Raw genomic sequence first — 14,730 nt, 5'->3', positions numbered from 1 at the left:
CGTTTAAAGAAGGATGTATTGGTTACGCATGAACTCGATTCAGGAAGTTCAACAACATCTGGTTGACGAACTCCGGCTGTTCTAAACAACTGATGTGTCCCGCTTGCGGAATTTCTACCAACTCACTGCCTGTGATACAGTCTTTCATTAAATAAGATTCAAAAACTGGACGGGGTTTATCTTCACAGCCCACTGCAATTAACGTCGGCAGAGCAAATTTTTCCGAATCCTCAATCACATCACGGCGACCAAACACCATGCGCCCTATGCGAGCTACTTCCACCGCACGCTCACCGTTCAGCTCTTCTAAACTGCGTTTGAATGAAGCGACAAGTTTAGGGTTATCCTGATTGACGTTGTTGGCAAAGAACAGCGGCACAACGGCTTCAATAATTGGCGCAGGCACTGCTTGGACTTGGCTGATGGTATCAAGCATTGCAAAATACTTCTTATACGTAACTTCTGGCTCCCAGCCAATGAAGGTATCCATCAATACCAGTGACTTAACACGTTGCGGCGCTTGAGCCGTTAGCTCTGCTCCCCACATGCCGCCAACAGATAAGCCCACTATCGAGAACTCTTCGATATCTAAATGATCCATCAATGCCAACATATGTTGTGCATAGTCGGCCAATGACTGTGTCGATGCAGGTGCAGCGTCCGATTCACCATGTGCCCAAAGATCTGGCACAATACAACGGAATGACTGGCTTAAAACCTCAACTTGCGGCGCCCACATTTGGCTATCCCAAAGGTAACTATGACCAAATAGAAGCACAGGGCCCTCACCTTTATCTAGATAAGCAAGTTGCTGACCTTCAATTTCAAACTTATTCATTGTTATATCCATTTCTTATTCTTCCACGTCATCCTAGCACTGAAACAATAGCGAACTGCTCGCATCAGTCAGAATGTAAAACGAGGCGGTTCATTGAATAATTAAAAATAAAGGCCTCTGAGGAGCAGAGACCTTTATTACACAGAACCGGTTTCAAACCTACCGCATAAATTTGACTAAGCGACAGGTGTTAGTTGATCAATTGGCCAACGTGGACGAGCCTCTACTGACATGTCAGCCACTTCGCCATTCTTCAAGCGCTGCATGCCTGCGTAAGCGATCATCGCACCGTTATCTGTACAGAACTCAGTACGTGGGTAGTAAACTTCGCCGCCAACTTTCTTCGCTAACTTCTCTAACTCAGCTCGCAAACGACGGTTAGCACTCACACCACCAGCAATAACAATGCGTTTCATGCCTGTTTGCTCAAGCGCGCGCTTACATTTAATAGCCAACGTAGCACACACAGCCTCTTCAAATGCCAATGCGATGTCCGCGCGAGTTTGCTCGTCATCACCGTTTGCAGCAATCGTGTTAGCCGTAAAGGTTTTTAGACCAGAGAAACTCATGTCCAAACCTGGCACATTCGTCATTGGGCGCGGGAACTTAAAGCGGCCCGGTGTACCTTTTTCCGCCAGTTTAGATAATAGTGGACCGCCTGGGTAATCCAAACCCATTAGCTTCGCTGTTTTATCAAACGCTTCGCCCGCCGCATCATCAATCGACTCACCTAGAATTTTGTACTCACCGATGCCTCTCACCTCCACCATCATAGAGTGACCGCCCGATACTAATACCGCCACAAACGGGAACGGTGGAGGGTTATCTTCCAACATTGGGGCCAATAGGTGACCTTCCATATGATGAACAGGTACCGCTGGCACTCCCCAAGCATAAGCAATACTGCGACCGATAGTCGCACCCACTAATAGCGCCCCAACAAGACCAGGCCCCGCGGTATACGCGACACCATCGATGTCTTTTGAAGTTAAGTTCGCTTCTTTTAGTGCCTCTTTAATAAGAGGAATGGTTTTCTTTACGTGGTCACGTGAAGCCAACTCAGGCACCACACCGCCGTAATCTGCGTGCAGTTTTACTTGGCTGTATAGCTTGTGTGACAAGAGACCGTTTTCATCGTCATAAATTGCGATGCCAGTCTCGTCACAAGAGGTTTCAATACCAATAATGCGCATGGTTTTCTCAGTATGCTTTCTGTATAGAGGAAATTTGGGCGTCATATTACCTCGCCTTGGTGCTGCAAACAAATTTTGTACAGACAATAATCGACAAAAGGCTTTACAAAGTAGTTGTGATCGGATTAAAATTCCGCACCATTTTTGATCAAGCTGGTAAGAGACCTAACAATTGTGATTTGGTCTGTTGAATACCAGCGTTAACGAATAACCCCTGAGGTGAAAGGCATATGCCAGTAGTTAAAGTACGTGAAAACGAACCGTTCGACGTTGCTCTACGTCGTTTTAAGCGCTCTTGCGAAAAAGCAGGTATCCTTTCTGAAGTGCGTCGTCGTGAGCACTACGAAAAACCAACTACAGTTCGCAAACGCGCTAAAGCAGCAGCTCAAAAGCGTCACGCTAAGAAGCTAGCTCGCGAAAACGCTCGTCGCGTTCGCCTGTACTAATAACTGAGCTCCAAAAGGAATTTAGTTATGGCTCTGATTGATCAACTCAAAGAAGAGCAAAAATTAGCGATGAAAGCCAAGGACAAATTGCGCCTTGGTACTATTCGTTTAGCCCTATCAGCAATCAAGCAACGTGAAGTTGACGAACAGATTACTCTGAACGATGACGACATTCTTGCAGTATTGACCAAGATGGTTAAACAACGTCGCGATTCTGTAGCGCAGTTTGAAGCAGCGGGTCGTCAAGATCTTGCTGATGCGGAACAAGCAGAAATTACCGTTCTTGAGGACTTTATGCCTCAACCACTGACAGACGAAGAAGTAGCGGCTCTCATCGAGAACGCGATTGCTGAATCTGGCGCAGCTGGCATGCAAGACATGGGCAAAGTAATGGGCGTTCTGAAACCGCAAATTCAAGGGCGTGCAGATATGGGTAAAGTAAGCGGTTTAGTTCGCGCTAAATTGGCTTAAGGTACCCCACCCAATTGCAGCAAGCCGTGCTATCCTTTGGAGCGCACGGCTTGTTTGTATCTGGATGGATGGAATGAAATCAATGGGCAATACGCTCATTCTTTTAAGGCATTCACTCCACTCATCATCTTCTTTTTTTGTTAGGTTTTATGGCTGGACACATCCCTCGCAGTTTTATCGATGACCTTCTAGCTCGACTTGATATTGTCGATATCATCGACGCACGTGTGAAACTTAAGAAAAAAGGCAAAAACTACGGCGCATGCTGCCCTTTCCACAACGAAAAGACACCCTCATTCAGTGTCAGTCAAGAAAAGCAGTTCTACCATTGTTTTGGTTGTGGCGCGCATGGAAATGCCATCGATTTTTTGATGGAATTCGACCGACTAGAATTCGTCGAAGCCATTGAAGAACTCGCTTCATACTTGGGTTTAGATGTTCCTCGCGAACAACGTAGCGGCGGTAATGGTTCGTTTCAATCAGGCCCACAAGCAAGCAGCAGTGAAAAACGTAACCTATACGACTTAATGGGCAGCATTGCTCAATTTTATCGTAACCAACTCAAACAGCCAGCAAGTAAGGTGGCGATTGAGTATCTGAAAGATCGCGGCCTGTCTGGTGAAATCGTCCAGAAGTTTGGCATCGGCTATGTGGCTGATGAATGGGATTTAGTTCGTAAGAACTTTGGCCAGAATAAAGAAAACCAAGACATGCTCGTCACAGGCGGCATGTTGATTGAAAACGATAAAGGCAACCGCTACGACCGATTCCGTGGTCGAGTGATGTTTCCTATTCGAGACAGACGCGGCCGAGTAATAGGCTTTGGTGGTAGAGTATTAGGTGACGGGACACCAAAATATCTCAACTCACCCGAAACCCCGATATTTCATAAAGGTAAAGAGTTGTATGGCCTTTATGAAGTACTACAAGCGTACCGTGAGCCACCACAAATTTTAGTGGTTGAAGGCTATATGGATGTTGTCGCGCTTGCTCAATATGGCGTAGATTATTCCGTTGCCTCATTGGGAACCTCGACAACGGGCGATCACTTGCAAGTGTTATTCAGGCAAACAAGCACCGTCGTGTGTTGTTATGACGGTGACCGCGCAGGCCGTGAAGCAGCGTGGCGTGCCATGGAAAATGCATTGCCTTACCTAACTGATGGTCGCCAGTTAAAATTCATGTTTTTGCCGGATGGAGAAGATCCCGACTCTTATATCCGGCAAAACGGAAAACAAGCATTTGAGCAGCAAGTGTCTAATGCGATGCCCTTGTCTGAATTCATGTTCAGCTCATTGACTCAGCAGGTCGACATGAGCACGAAAGAAGGCATGGCAAAACTGAGTACTCTTGCGGTTCCTCTCATTGATAAAGTCCCTGGCGGCACTTTAAGACTATACTTGAGAGAATTGCTTGGCCGCCGTTTGGGTTTGGTTGATGAACGCCAACTACAGCAGCTAATTTCAAAACAAGGTAAAGAGGATAAAAGGCCTCAACCTCATAAAGAAATCAAGCGAACGCCGATGCGAGAAGTGATCGCGTTACTGATTCAAAACCCACAATACGTAAGTATGGTGCCAGATCTAACTAGCGTTAGAGATTTGCCCATTCCTGGTCTAAGTTTATTTGTTGATGTACTTGATAAATGCCAAGCGCATCCCCATATCAACACAGGCCAATTATTAGAGCATTGGCGAAACAGCCAAAATGAGACCCTTCTGTCTCGTCTCGCGAGTTGGGACATTCCACTCGATGAGGACAACCAAGAAGAAATCTTTTTAGACTCACTGGATAAAATTATTGCCCAGTGCGTAGAAAAACAAATTGAAAACCTGCAGGCCAAAGCAAGAAGTGTCGGTTTATCAGCCGAAGAGAAAAGGGAGCTGCTAGCACTTATGCTAGATTTAAAAGCGTAACCCTGTTTAATTAGTCAGCAACGATTTAATTTGTTATAGTAAGTGGTTTGCATTTCGCATACTGATTCCTTCACCAGATTACGAAGTTGGATACCGTCTATGGATCACAATCCGCAGTCACAGCTAAAGTCACTTGTTATTAAAGGCAAGGAACAAGGCTATCTGACCTACGCCGAAGTAAATGACCACCTACCTGCTGAAATCGTAGATTCAGAACAGGTAGAAGACATCATTCAGATGATCAACGACATGGGCATTAAGGTAGTAGAAACTGCTCCTGATGCTGATGATTTAGCACTGAACGATGACACAAATATTACCGATGAAGATGCAGCCGAAGCTGCAGCCGCTGCACTTTCTAGCGTAGAGAGTGAGATTGGTCGTACAACAGACCCAGTACGTATGTACATGCGTGAGATGGGTACTGTCGAACTTCTAACTCGCGAAGGCGAAATCGACATCGCAAAACGTATTGAAGAAGGTATTAACCAAGTTCAATCGTCTGTTGCTGAATACCCAGGCACAATTCCGTACATTCTTGAGCAATTTGACAAAGTTCAAGCTGAAGAACTACGTCTTACAGACCTAATTTCAGGTTTTGTAGATCCAGATGCTGACGACACCGCTGCACCAACGGCAACACACATCGGTTCTGAACTGACTGAATCTCAGTTAGAAGAAGAAGACGATGAAGACGTTGATGACGACGAAGATAGCGATGACGATTCAGATGATTCTGAAGAAGATGTAGGTATCGATCCAGAATTAGCGCTAGAGAAATTCAACCAACTACGCAGCACCTATCAAAATCTTCAATTAGCAATCAACGAGTACGGCTATAACAGCCCGAAAGCAACCGTTGCTAATGAAATGATGCTAGACGTATTCCGCGAATTTCGTCTAACGCCTAAACAGTTTGATCACCTAGTGAATGAACTGCGTACTGCTATGGATCGCGTTCGTACTCAAGAGCGTCTAATCATGAAGTCTGTGGTTGAATACGGCAAAATGCCGAAGAAATCATTCATCGCGCTGTTCACTGGTAATGAATCAAGTGAAGCTTGGTTGGATGAAGTTCTTGCTTCAGACAAGCCATACGCTGAAAAGATCAAACGTAACGAAGAAGAAATCCGTCGTTCAATCGCTAAGCTAAAAATGATTGAAGAAGAGACTTCTCTAAACGTACAGAACATTAAAGACATCAGCCGTCGTATGTCTATCGGTGAAGCAAAAGCTCGCCGTGCGAAGAAAGAGATGGTTGAAGCGAACTTGCGTCTTGTAATTTCTATCGCGAAGAAATACACCAACCGTGGCCTACAGTTCTTGGATCTGATCCAGGAAGGTAACATCGGTCTGATGAAAGCGGTAGATAAGTTCGAATATCGTCGTGGTTACAAGTTCTCGACTTACGCAACGTGGTGGATCCGTCAGGCAATCACTCGTTCAATCGCGGACCAAGCACGTACGATTCGTATCCCGGTACACATGATCGAAACGATCAACAAGCTAAACCGTATTTCTCGTCAAATGTTGCAAGAAATGGGTCGCGAGCCACTACCGGAAGAACTGGCAGAGCGCATGCAAATGCCAGAAGACAAGATTCGTAAAGTTCTAAAAATCGCTAAAGAGCCTATCTCAATGGAGACACCAATCGGTGACGACGAAGATTCGCATCTAGGTGATTTTATCGAAGATACAACGCTAGAACTTCCGCTAGATTCTGCAACTGCAACTAGCCTTAAGGTGGCAACAAAAGACGTGCTTGCAGGTCTAACGCCACGTGAAGCGAAAGTACTTCGTATGCGCTTTGGTATCGACATGAACACTGACCATACTCTAGAAGAAGTTGGTAAGCAGTTCGACGTTACTCGTGAGCGTATCCGTCAGATAGAAGCAAAAGCACTACGTAAACTTCGTCACCCAAGCCGCTCAGAGACTCTGCGCAGCTTCCTAGACGAATAATCGCAGCGCATACAAGCTTTTAGAAATCAAAAAAGGTGACTTTAGGTCACCTTTTTTATTATCTACTGTTCTAAGTGGATAAAAACTAAGCGCAATTGCCCTAGTTGGTATCTAGACACCTTGCAACGCTTCCCCTATAATCGTTGTCCTATTAAGGCCCCTTAGCTCAGTGGTTAGAGCAGTCGACTCATAATCGATTGGTCCGCAGTTCAAGTCTGCGAGGGGCCACCATATTCTAGAAGGCGTAGCAGGTTAGTACCTGCTACGCTTTTTTTGTACCTAGTGATTTTGGGTGTAGTTGTGGGTGTAGTTAGGAAGTTGCTTAGCTCACAATTTTGGACGCTTTGCTGAGCTTGCCAACATTTTTCCATCACGAGCAGAACAGAAAATTCGATAAGATAATAAAAAGCGCCCCCTTATATGAAAGGGGGCGCTTTTTATTATCTGCCTATTTTACTCAATTCCGTGTTTGCGATCATACCAAATAGCTAACAAAGGCAAACCGATTGTACCAACGGTAACTAGAGCTAAAAATAAAAGTTGAGCTAAAGTCATACCCGTTACATCCAAAAGTTGTACTAACATATTGAAACCCGCCCTAGTGTTCTTGTGGTTATATTTTAACCTAACAATACAAAACTTGATAATGTGCTTACCGGCCAAGATAGATAACTGTAATCTCTTCTCGCTCATGCCCTAACTCTCTACTAATAATAAGGCGAGCTTCTTTATCTGCACTTTTTTGTTCTCTACTCAGTTCTCTGCTAGTTAAACCACCCGCTTTAGGTGCATTCATTCCTGTCAGTTCTATGTATCGCTGTTGAGCATATTGATGGCGTAGACCATGGTTCTTGCATAACCCAACCTTCCTACAAGTATTTTCGTAGTGCTTTAGCTGTTGAATGTACTTTTTGCCTGCGGGAGTCAGAGAGCCTCTTGGGGCAATAGCTATAGCTCGTTCTAATACCTGCTTTTGATATTCGTTTCTGATTGGTACCTCTCGCGCCTTGCCACCTTTAGTCCAAGAACCCATTAAATGAATTCTATCTACTTTAATAGCTATACTGGGGTTAAACTTCAAAGCTTCTTCCCGCCTCAGACCGAATGCAGATTGTAGCTCTAACGCTATTTTTATATATGGGTCTGAGATTGCGTTAAACTTTACTTCATCAAGCTCTTTCGCCTTGTTGGTACTATTGTCACTGAAAACTCTCTTTCCTATCCCCAACTCTTCATTGGACTTGGGTAACAAATGCTCACGTCCAGTCTTTTCGAATACCCAACGAATATGTGCCATTCGGTTTTTTATAGTTCCAATGCTTAATCGTTGACTTTGCCAATGCTCAACCAAAAATTTTACGTGCTTTAACTTAAGTGTATTTGGAGTTAAGTGCCTGTACCCTCCTCTCTTTAATTGTTTTTCGATTTGGATGAGGATGTTTTTACGTGCAGCTTGAGAGGCATAACTCCCATCAATGTTGCGCTTCATTAACAAAACTAGGCCGTGTCGTAAATTTGGTTTGCTCATGACTCTTACTCCTAAACAAATAAGAGCCATATAGCTCATATGGCTCTATCTACTTGAAAAAATGATGGAGAAAACGTAATCAAACCACGTGAACCTGATGGTTAGTGATAAGCCCAATTCAAACTTATGGTTAGTAAGATGAATGCCTCAGAGACGATTAGGGCAAGAGTGATGGTTTGTGTATCGATAGTTACGAATGTCGTACATGATCTACTTGAAGAAGCGTGAGCATCTACGAGAAGAGCATTGTGACATCACAATGCTGGTTACGTTTCTTTCTCCTGTTGAACATTTATGATTTATGAAGAGTCTTTATAGCGACAGCTACTTTTTTATTTACGTGATGAGACTACCAATCTGTCACTTGGCTGTCACCAAGTGACCCCGCTTAAAAGAAATAACGAGAATATAGAAAAAATAAGGTGATGCGCTCGTGGTATACCTCCTGTCACTACCTATTTCACAGCTAGTGACAGGAGGGCTTTAACATGCGTTCTTTATGCTGTTGAGCAGTGGTTCTTTGATATTATCGATACATAGAACAGCTTCTTGCAAAGACGATTCGAGGCGTGGATCAAAGTAACCATACTGAACGAATATCTGACGTTTGATGTCATCAGGAGATTTCAAGTAATTGATTATGTTTTCATCTGTAAGCTTAAATGGTGGCTCTTGAATTAACATGGCCGTAATTGCTTTAGCCATGACGGCGCGATGCTGCAAGTCCAAACTCGTGACAGCATCTCTAAACATACCTTCTATGTCTTCCATGTAGCGCTTCCAAATAAATTCGTCCATCTGCACCATGCATCCCCCTTTACGTTGTTTTGTTCGCACTGCGAACATTCACTTACAGTATCACTATAAGCGAATCAGAAAATCTTAATGTGAACAAAGCCAAGAGCAATGAATAAAAAGTAATGAGATGCTCTTCTAAGCAGTAATTAGATTAATACTAAGGCCTTCTATAGAGCCTAACTAAAGAATGCGGCTGACCTTCACGAATTTGATAATACCTGCTTTTAGATCGTCTTCACGGACATTTCAACTAATAAGAACATCGATATGCAAGGTGACCCACTTAGTTTAGTTTGCTAACATTTTTTGCACGTTTAATATTCAGGAAAAACCAATGAGTACAAAAGCTTACCTATCTATAGAGAGCATCATGAGTGGTTGTCTATCAACAGGCTGCAATACTTTCTATTCTATGGGAAACAGCTATCAGCTAGGTCATGAGGATGAGATTACCGTCCTATCTTTCTCTCATTCGATTGCACACGACAGCCGCTCGATCCATGCTCCAATTCAAATTGTTAAGAAAATTGATAAATCTTCACCAGTATTGGCTCAAGCGTGCTCCGATGGGGAAGAGTTAAAATGCCGCCTGACTTTTTATAGGCCAAATCATAAAGGTGGGGATGAGCTTTTTTATGAGATAACGTTGAGTGGTGCCCTAATTAGGTCAGTTTCATCTCATATGCCACATGTCGTCGACTTCAACGAAAGCGAGATGACAGAAACTATCGCTATTTCATACAGGGATATTAACTGGCGTCATGTTGGAGCAAACACTGCTGCTTTTGCATCTTGGATACAGCCACTTTCCGAACTTAAGGAAAAAGTAACCCAATGAGCAATATTCCTACGCACATAGAAGAAGACGAAGTAAGAGTTGCAGTTAGAGGCTTGCTTCGTCAAGCTAACATGTACAGCATGAGTCACTTGCAAGACCCAACCGTCCAACATCAATTTCGGGAAGAATATCGTTTTCTTGGTCAATGCCTATTGAATGATTACAGAGATGGGATTCTAGTAGGGAGCAAAATTGTTCGTCTGGTAAAGCAAGAACGACAAAGCTTGATTGATCAAGCTCTTGAACTGGGCAAATATGGTATTGGTCTTATAGCTGGAGTAGGACAATTATCTGCTGGATATGGTATCTGTGTTACAAGCTCTGTTTTTTCTATAGCTGGCGCATCTTGGTGCAGTGGCGTTGGTACTCCAATGATTACTCACGGGGGAAACAACATTTATGAAAACTCATACAATATAACTGGTAATATCGTTCAGAACTGGAAAGGGCGATATACCGGTGATTATGGTGACAATAATAGCTTTATACGAAAAGGGTATCACTTAGCAGCAGAACAGATGGGAATGGCACCGAGAGATGGTGATGCCGCATACGCTGCCGTAGATATCGCAACAAGCTTATATGGATTAAAAAGCACTTTAAAGGCCGTCCCACATGCGAACGTGCCGAATGCTCGCCAATTTAAACTTTTTTACTACTCATCTAAAGATTTTTCGAAAGGGTGGAGAACAATGTCTAGTGGTGCATTACTCAACGAAACGTTTGGTAATTATAATACTGTGGAAGGTGCGATCTCCCCCTACCTTGAAGAGGGCCAATAATGTCAGTAGTGCAATACGCATTCATTAGTCTAATTGGACTAGGAACAAGTCACTTTTTGTCAGAGCGTTACAGAAAAAAAAATACTAATATAAGATTTATTTTATATGTTGCTGCGGCATGTGCATTTGGCCATCAGCACTACAGCATTTTGTTTGAAAAAACCATTGTCGACAATTGGTTATTCTTCATTAATTCTAACTCCGAAACTGTATCAGGCTCTCTGAGGTTTATGAGTTTTGTTTTCCTAGTGTCCACTACTGCTACATTACCACCATCTAAGTTTAGCAAGCTCTTTAATCACTTCTCTCGTCGTTATTGATTAAAGCGCTTCACAAAGTTCGGAAGCCTTATCTATAATTTGAAAGGCAATGTGAGGACGGAACATGGAAGATAAAAAAGCCCTCAGCCCACTATCAATACTCAGCATGACTTGTATTTCAATAATCGAAAGCATCATTTTAATTCTAGACGCCTCAAGAGATAGTGAAGATAGTGAGCATATAAGCTTTGACGATGGGCTATCAGACAACATCTACTTTGATGTTATCGGATGTGAGTTCGAGCGGGATTTAGAGGGTAAGTTGAGGAATAGGGTTACAGAAAAACGCCATAGAGATAATTCAGATTGGTAGCTGGGGAAAAGTGACTCAACATTTACTGTACATTAAGTCACTTCATTCTAATTATATGCTTCGGTCAAGTGTATTTGTTTGGTGATAAGAGAAAGACCATAACCAATCGCCAGCTCCCGCTTCATCTAAAGGCACTGGCTCTTGGTTTAAGCCAAAGATCATCAATTTACCGCTTCTTCCATCTACACTATGAACCAGTTTAAGGTCAACAAGCTCAACTTTCCCATTAAATCTGCAAACGTAGTAAGAGCCTTCATTTGTAGGTTGGCTCATAAACCAAGGTGAGCGCTCTGGCCCTACTGCACTAAAACAATGGATAGAGCCGTACTTTAAGGAAAAGGAATAATGCCTTTATTGGAATATATTTTACTGAGTGTTCTCGGGGTATTGATTTGCCATTATTTTTCAGGTTTCTATTCTAAAAAAAATCATATTATTGCCTTCTTGGGATACTTATTTATTTTAGGCAACTTTGGTGGGCAGCATTATAATGTATTGTTTAATAAAGAATTTATTGATAACTGGCTGTTTTTCATTGAAACAAACAATAGCTACTACACTGATACCTACAGATTTGTCGCTATGCTTTTCTTATTCTTAACAACTCTGACGTTACCACCATCTAAGTTTGGCAAACTCTTCAAGCGTATCTCTCGTCGCTCTTGATTAAGGTTCCTCGTAAATAGTAACCCTATACATTGGTCCAATATTTAACTGATGCGGAACCAAACTGCCTATCCCAACAAGTGGAATTCACGTTCGCAGTGAGAAAAAAAGCGAGGCCTATAGCCTCGCGTACATAAATTTAATCTTTAAAAGTCTGTTCTTGCTCTACTAACCAATCAACAAAGTCTCGCTCACGCCATCCCAAACAACGTCCGTTGATTTGAATTGGTTTGGGAAAACATTTGTCTTTGGCCCACCAACGCCAGATCGTCCTCGGACTCCGACCTAGTGAATCTGAAACTTCTTTAAGGGACATAATTCGCTCTCTTGCCATGAGCGTCCTCCTTTTCTCATTTGATGACTGAACCAGTATCTTTGATAAAAAGAGGCGTAACGGTTTTAAGAGGTCGATTGATTGAATTGATCAGATGTTCGCAGTGCGAACGACATAAACTTGGTTTTTCTCAATTTACTTCACTTACTCCACTTTAAGTGAGGTAAGTGAAGTAAAGTTATGAACATACAATCTCAGAAATGTGGACGATAGATGCTTGGAAACAAATACAGCCTGTAGCCATCTTTGTAACGAGTTTCAATTTTCCCCTCATCAGCTAATCGCTGTAGAGCTCTGCCGACATGAGCAACATAGTTACATGGTATGCCTAAGATCTGGCTAATTTGGCCAGGTGCAAGCCATTCAGTCTGGCTTCGATTATCATCAGCCTCCATTGATATTCGCTCCTGAAGCATTTTATACCAACGCCCTTTATCCAAATATTTATCTGATACCGTATCAACCAGAGCCTGCTCGTCCATTGACAGTACCCAAGGCTCACCAGCTTCATACATGTGCTTGACCTCCAACCAAAACTGCCGCAATGACTCGGGCTCTTCTTGGCGAAGGCTGCCAGTTCCGTTGTATTGCCACCCGAGAATCCGATTCACAGTATTCATATCAATGGGTTCATTTAGTTCAATCACACCAAACCGAGTATTACCCGTTCTGTCCTTCAAGAAATCTTGGCCGTTTACCGTCGCTATCAAAAGCGTTTGCCTCGGTTTTTTGAGGTCGGTACGCGCATAGGGCAACCTGATTGTGTCTGCCTCTTGGGATATAAATGCTTTCAGCTGACCTTGACTGTGCTTTGTTGAAGACTCCAGTTCACCGAGTTCAACAATCCATGACTTAATAATAGGTAACACGCTATCTTTACAACGAGGATCTAAAGCCCGACCTCCAAGAAATGCCCCTTGTACGATGTCACCTATTCTTGATAAGAAAGCAGTTTTTCTAAAAGACTGCTTACTCTGAAGCACTGGCACTAACTTACTGCTAAACCGAGGCTCGTACAACGCCGCAATACAACCAACAAGCCACCTCCGCATAATTAGCTCCGTAACTTCAGGTCTCTTAGAACGGATGCACCCAATAACTTTTTTCACTCGTTCGACGCCATCCCATTTAGAGTCAGCCAGATACAAAACAATAGGGTGATATGAACGCTCTTTTGCCAAAACATGTAGATGATCACCAATTGCTGCTTTTGGTACATCGAATCTTGCACATTCGCTTATCAGCTTACTCATTAACACCTCATATTCCATAACCTTACCGTTATGGATCACTTCTATCTCAGTGTTCATCGCATTTAAGTAAGGGATATACCCTTTGTGCTCTAACAGTACCCTTAGGTTGTCATCTGTATTCAGAATAAGCTTCTTAAGCCCTTCTTTTTTCTTGTCTGGAAAATCGAGTTGATGCTCGCTCGGCTGACTTTTATCACTTGCTGCTGTCACTTTTCCCCCCTTGATTCTCCATCCAGTTATCTAGCTCAGACTCTCGCCACCCAAGGCAGCGTCCATTAATCAGAATGGGTTTCGGAAATGTTTTCTCTTTTGCCCACCATCGCCAAATAGTTTTGGGAGTTCGTCCTAAGGCTTCAGAGACCTCTTTCAAGGACATGATTCGGTTATGTGTCATCAACTTTCTCCTTATCTCATCAAATGACAGGAGTTAGTATCTTGGAAAAAAAAGGAGGGAACGGTTTTAGGAGGCCGATTGCTTTAATTGTTCTTGTCAACAAACTGCAACCAGAGAAAACTGCTCGCAGTGCGAACAGAAGATGAAACTTGGAGCCAAAAGATTTGCTAATAAAAAGTTTGTCGTGATCGACTCAGGCTCCTTCTGGACATAAATTAATTTAGGGCTTCAGTAGCGCTTTCGCTTTCGGATAACTCTTAGTATTGCAAAACGCAATCAGGCTCCCCTTACAGCAGTACTTTAGATAGAAGAAATTGGACAATTCTGAGTCAGTGATTTTACTAATTTAGCATTTCACGGATAACTTTTAGCACCCCAAAGCACAAGCAGTCGTCGCTTCTTACAATCGAACATTAGCAAAACATGAATAAATTAAGGTATGGCAAAGTGAGTTTGCAAGTACTTGACGATTAGTTAAATCGCACTAGTTCGAAGGTTATGTTTAGGTACAGATTGTTAAACACCATTGCGTTAAATACCCATACATCTGATGAAAACACCTAATATCCAGAAACGTTGGGTACTGCCTTATGTTAAAATTTAAACTGTTAATTTCCATTAATTTTTACACCAATATCAAACGGCGCTGCCCAATGAGAAGACACCGTAGCTGGGAGA

17 protein-coding genes and 1 tRNA gene are annotated in these 14,730 nt (G+C 42.9%); 9 read left to right on the top strand and 9 right to left on the bottom strand.

Features of this window, described 5'->3' with window-relative positions; all coding sequences use genetic code 11:
• Nucleotides 1-22 precede the first annotated feature (22 nt).
• On the bottom strand, nt 23-838 hold the full coding sequence (locus R7M72_RS20075; RefSeq protein ID WP_053350197.1) for an alpha/beta fold hydrolase: 816 nt from the start codon (nt 836-838) through the stop codon (nt 23-25).
• Nucleotides 839-1,014: 176 nt separating this feature from the next.
• A complete protein-coding gene (tsaD, locus tag R7M72_RS20070; RefSeq protein WP_005379854.1) occupies nt 1,015-2,031 on the bottom strand; it encodes a tRNA (adenosine(37)-N6)-threonylcarbamoyltransferase complex transferase subunit TsaD in 1,017 nt (338 codons plus the stop codon).
• Nucleotides 2,032-2,261: 230 nt separating this feature from the next.
• Between tsaD and rpsU the strand changes: the two genes are divergently transcribed.
• The 5 genes from rpsU (at nt 2,262) to R7M72_RS20045 (ending at nt 7,057) form a co-directional block, all read left to right on the top strand.
• Nucleotides 2,262-2,477 carry a 30S ribosomal protein S21 gene (rpsU, locus tag R7M72_RS20065; RefSeq protein WP_001145625.1) on the top strand — a complete coding sequence of 72 codons (216 nt, stop codon included), beginning with the start codon at nt 2,262-2,264 and terminating at the stop codon, nt 2,475-2,477.
• A 27-nt stretch (nt 2,478-2,504) separates the two neighbouring features.
• The gene (locus R7M72_RS20060; protein ID WP_005379720.1) at nt 2,505-2,948 is read left to right on the top strand and encodes a GatB/YqeY domain-containing protein; all 444 of its coding nucleotides are present in this window, start codon (nt 2,505-2,507) and stop codon (nt 2,946-2,948) included.
• A 149-nt stretch (nt 2,949-3,097) separates the two neighbouring features.
• Nucleotides 3,098-4,864, top strand: coding sequence for a DNA primase (gene dnaG, locus R7M72_RS20055; protein ID WP_005379719.1), 1,767 nt, complete (start codon nt 3,098-3,100; stop codon nt 4,862-4,864).
• A 99-nt stretch (nt 4,865-4,963) separates the two neighbouring features.
• Entirely contained in the window at nt 4,964-6,826 is a 1,863-nt protein-coding gene (rpoD, locus tag R7M72_RS20050) for an RNA polymerase sigma factor RpoD (protein WP_005395986.1), read from the top strand.
• 155 nt (nt 6,827-6,981) lie between these two features.
• Nucleotides 6,982-7,057: transfer RNA gene (locus R7M72_RS20045), tRNA-Ile, on the top strand.
• Nucleotides 7,058-7,279: 222 nt separating this feature from the next.
• Here the strand turns inward: R7M72_RS20045 and R7M72_RS20040 are convergent.
• From R7M72_RS20040 to R7M72_RS20030, 3 genes are all read right to left on the bottom strand, one after another.
• Nucleotides 7,280-7,411, bottom strand: a complete 132-nt coding sequence (locus tag R7M72_RS20040; protein ID WP_017634400.1) for a hypothetical protein — start codon at nt 7,409-7,411, stop codon at nt 7,280-7,282.
• A gap of 67 nt (nt 7,412-7,478) precedes the next feature.
• Nucleotides 7,479-8,354: a phage integrase N-terminal domain-containing protein gene (locus R7M72_RS20035; protein WP_017634401.1), complete on the bottom strand. Its 876-nt coding sequence runs from the start codon at nt 8,352-8,354 to the stop codon at nt 7,479-7,481.
• Nucleotides 8,355-8,837: 483 nt separating this feature from the next.
• The gene (locus R7M72_RS20030) at nt 8,838-9,125 is read right to left on the bottom strand and encodes a hypothetical protein (protein WP_206225471.1); all 288 of its coding nucleotides are present in this window, start codon (nt 9,123-9,125) and stop codon (nt 8,838-8,840) included.
• A 361-nt stretch (nt 9,126-9,486) separates the two neighbouring features.
• Here R7M72_RS20030 and R7M72_RS20025 point away from each other — a divergent pair, with 361 nt between their 5' ends.
• From R7M72_RS20025 to R7M72_RS20015, 3 genes are all read left to right on the top strand, one after another.
• Nucleotides 9,487-9,990: an Hcp family type VI secretion system effector gene (locus R7M72_RS20025; protein WP_206225470.1), complete on the top strand. Its 504-nt coding sequence runs from the start codon at nt 9,487-9,489 to the stop codon at nt 9,988-9,990.
• The gene (locus tag R7M72_RS20020) at nt 9,987-10,772 is read left to right on the top strand and encodes a DUF4225 domain-containing protein (protein WP_206225469.1); all 786 of its coding nucleotides are present in this window, start codon (nt 9,987-9,989) and stop codon (nt 10,770-10,772) included. Before R7M72_RS20025 ends, R7M72_RS20020 begins: the two co-directional genes overlap by 4 nt.
• 384 nt (nt 10,773-11,156) lie before the next feature.
• Nucleotides 11,157-11,405 (top strand): hypothetical protein, encoded by a 249-nt coding sequence (locus tag R7M72_RS20015; RefSeq protein WP_206225468.1) that lies wholly within the window; start codon nt 11,157-11,159, stop codon nt 11,403-11,405.
• Nucleotides 11,406-11,456: 51 nt separating this feature from the next.
• Here R7M72_RS20015 and R7M72_RS20010 read toward each other — a convergent pair whose 3' ends face one another.
• Nucleotides 11,457-11,678 carry a hypothetical protein gene (locus R7M72_RS20010; RefSeq protein WP_206225467.1) on the bottom strand — a complete coding sequence of 74 codons (222 nt, stop codon included), beginning with the start codon at nt 11,676-11,678 and terminating at the stop codon, nt 11,457-11,459.
• A 72-nt stretch (nt 11,679-11,750) separates the two neighbouring features.
• Here R7M72_RS20010 and R7M72_RS20005 point away from each other — a divergent pair, with 72 nt between their 5' ends.
• Entirely contained in the window at nt 11,751-12,071 is a 321-nt protein-coding gene (locus tag R7M72_RS20005) for a hypothetical protein (RefSeq protein WP_206225466.1), read from the top strand.
• Nucleotides 12,072-12,210: 139 nt separating this feature from the next.
• Here R7M72_RS20005 and R7M72_RS20000 read toward each other — a convergent pair whose 3' ends face one another.
• The 3 genes from R7M72_RS20000 to R7M72_RS19990 form a co-directional block, all read right to left on the bottom strand.
• Nucleotides 12,211-12,387 carry a helix-turn-helix transcriptional regulator gene (locus R7M72_RS20000; protein ID WP_021451649.1) on the bottom strand — a complete coding sequence of 59 codons (177 nt, stop codon included), beginning with the start codon at nt 12,385-12,387 and terminating at the stop codon, nt 12,211-12,213.
• Between the two features lie 212 nt (nt 12,388-12,599).
• Nucleotides 12,600-13,868, bottom strand: coding sequence for a VapE domain-containing protein (locus R7M72_RS19995; RefSeq protein WP_206225465.1), 1,269 nt, complete (start codon nt 13,866-13,868; stop codon nt 12,600-12,602).
• Nucleotides 13,852-14,052 carry a helix-turn-helix transcriptional regulator gene (locus R7M72_RS19990; RefSeq protein ID WP_017634407.1) on the bottom strand — a complete coding sequence of 67 codons (201 nt, stop codon included), beginning with the start codon at nt 14,050-14,052 and terminating at the stop codon, nt 13,852-13,854. Before R7M72_RS19990 ends, R7M72_RS19995 begins: the two co-directional genes overlap by 17 nt.
• Between the last annotated feature and the right edge of the window lie 678 nt (nt 14,053-14,730).

The sequence above is a fragment of the Vibrio sp. YT-18 genome, from assembly GCF_033337345.1.
Taxonomy (GTDB): Bacteria; Pseudomonadota; Gammaproteobacteria; order Enterobacterales; family Vibrionaceae; genus Vibrio; species Vibrio alginolyticus.
Note: the sequence above shows the minus strand (reverse complement) of the source record. Positions and strands in the feature narration are given on the sequence as shown.

Coding starts and splice junctions, on each gene's coding strand:
- R7M72_RS20075 (WP_053350197.1), bottom strand. CDS start 838: ATGAATAAGTTTGAAATTGAAGGTCAGCAACTTGCTTATCTAGATAAA.
- tsaD (WP_005379854.1), bottom strand. CDS start 2,031: ATGCGCATTATTGGTATTGAAACCTCTTGTGACGAGACTGGCATCGCA.
- rpsU (WP_001145625.1), top strand. CDS start 2,262: ATGCCAGTAGTTAAAGTACGTGAAAACGAACCGTTCGACGTTGCTCTA.
- R7M72_RS20060 (WP_005379720.1), top strand. CDS start 2,505: ATGGCTCTGATTGATCAACTCAAAGAAGAGCAAAAATTAGCGATGAAA.
- dnaG (WP_005379719.1), top strand. CDS start 3,098: ATGGCTGGACACATCCCTCGCAGTTTTATCGATGACCTTCTAGCTCGA.
- rpoD (WP_005395986.1), top strand. CDS start 4,964: ATGGATCACAATCCGCAGTCACAGCTAAAGTCACTTGTTATTAAAGGC.
- R7M72_RS20040 (WP_017634400.1), bottom strand. CDS start 7,411: ATGTTAGTACAACTTTTGGATGTAACGGGTATGACTTTAGCTCAACTT.
- R7M72_RS20035 (WP_017634401.1), bottom strand. CDS start 8,354: ATGAGCAAACCAAATTTACGACACGGCCTAGTTTTGTTAATGAAGCGC.
- R7M72_RS20030 (WP_206225471.1), bottom strand. CDS start 9,125: ATGGAAGACATAGAAGGTATGTTTAGAGATGCTGTCACGAGTTTGGAC.
- R7M72_RS20025 (WP_206225470.1), top strand. CDS start 9,487: ATGAGTACAAAAGCTTACCTATCTATAGAGAGCATCATGAGTGGTTGT.
- R7M72_RS20020 (WP_206225469.1), top strand. CDS start 9,987: ATGAGCAATATTCCTACGCACATAGAAGAAGACGAAGTAAGAGTTGCA.
- R7M72_RS20015 (WP_206225468.1), top strand. CDS start 11,157: ATGGAAGATAAAAAAGCCCTCAGCCCACTATCAATACTCAGCATGACT.
- R7M72_RS20010 (WP_206225467.1), bottom strand. CDS start 11,678: ATGAGCCAACCTACAAATGAAGGCTCTTACTACGTTTGCAGATTTAAT.
- R7M72_RS20005 (WP_206225466.1), top strand. CDS start 11,751: ATGCCTTTATTGGAATATATTTTACTGAGTGTTCTCGGGGTATTGATT.
- R7M72_RS20000 (WP_021451649.1), bottom strand. CDS start 12,387: ATGTCCCTTAAAGAAGTTTCAGATTCACTAGGTCGGAGTCCGAGGACG.
- R7M72_RS19990 (WP_017634407.1), bottom strand. CDS start 14,052: ATGACACATAACCGAATCATGTCCTTGAAAGAGGTCTCTGAAGCCTTA.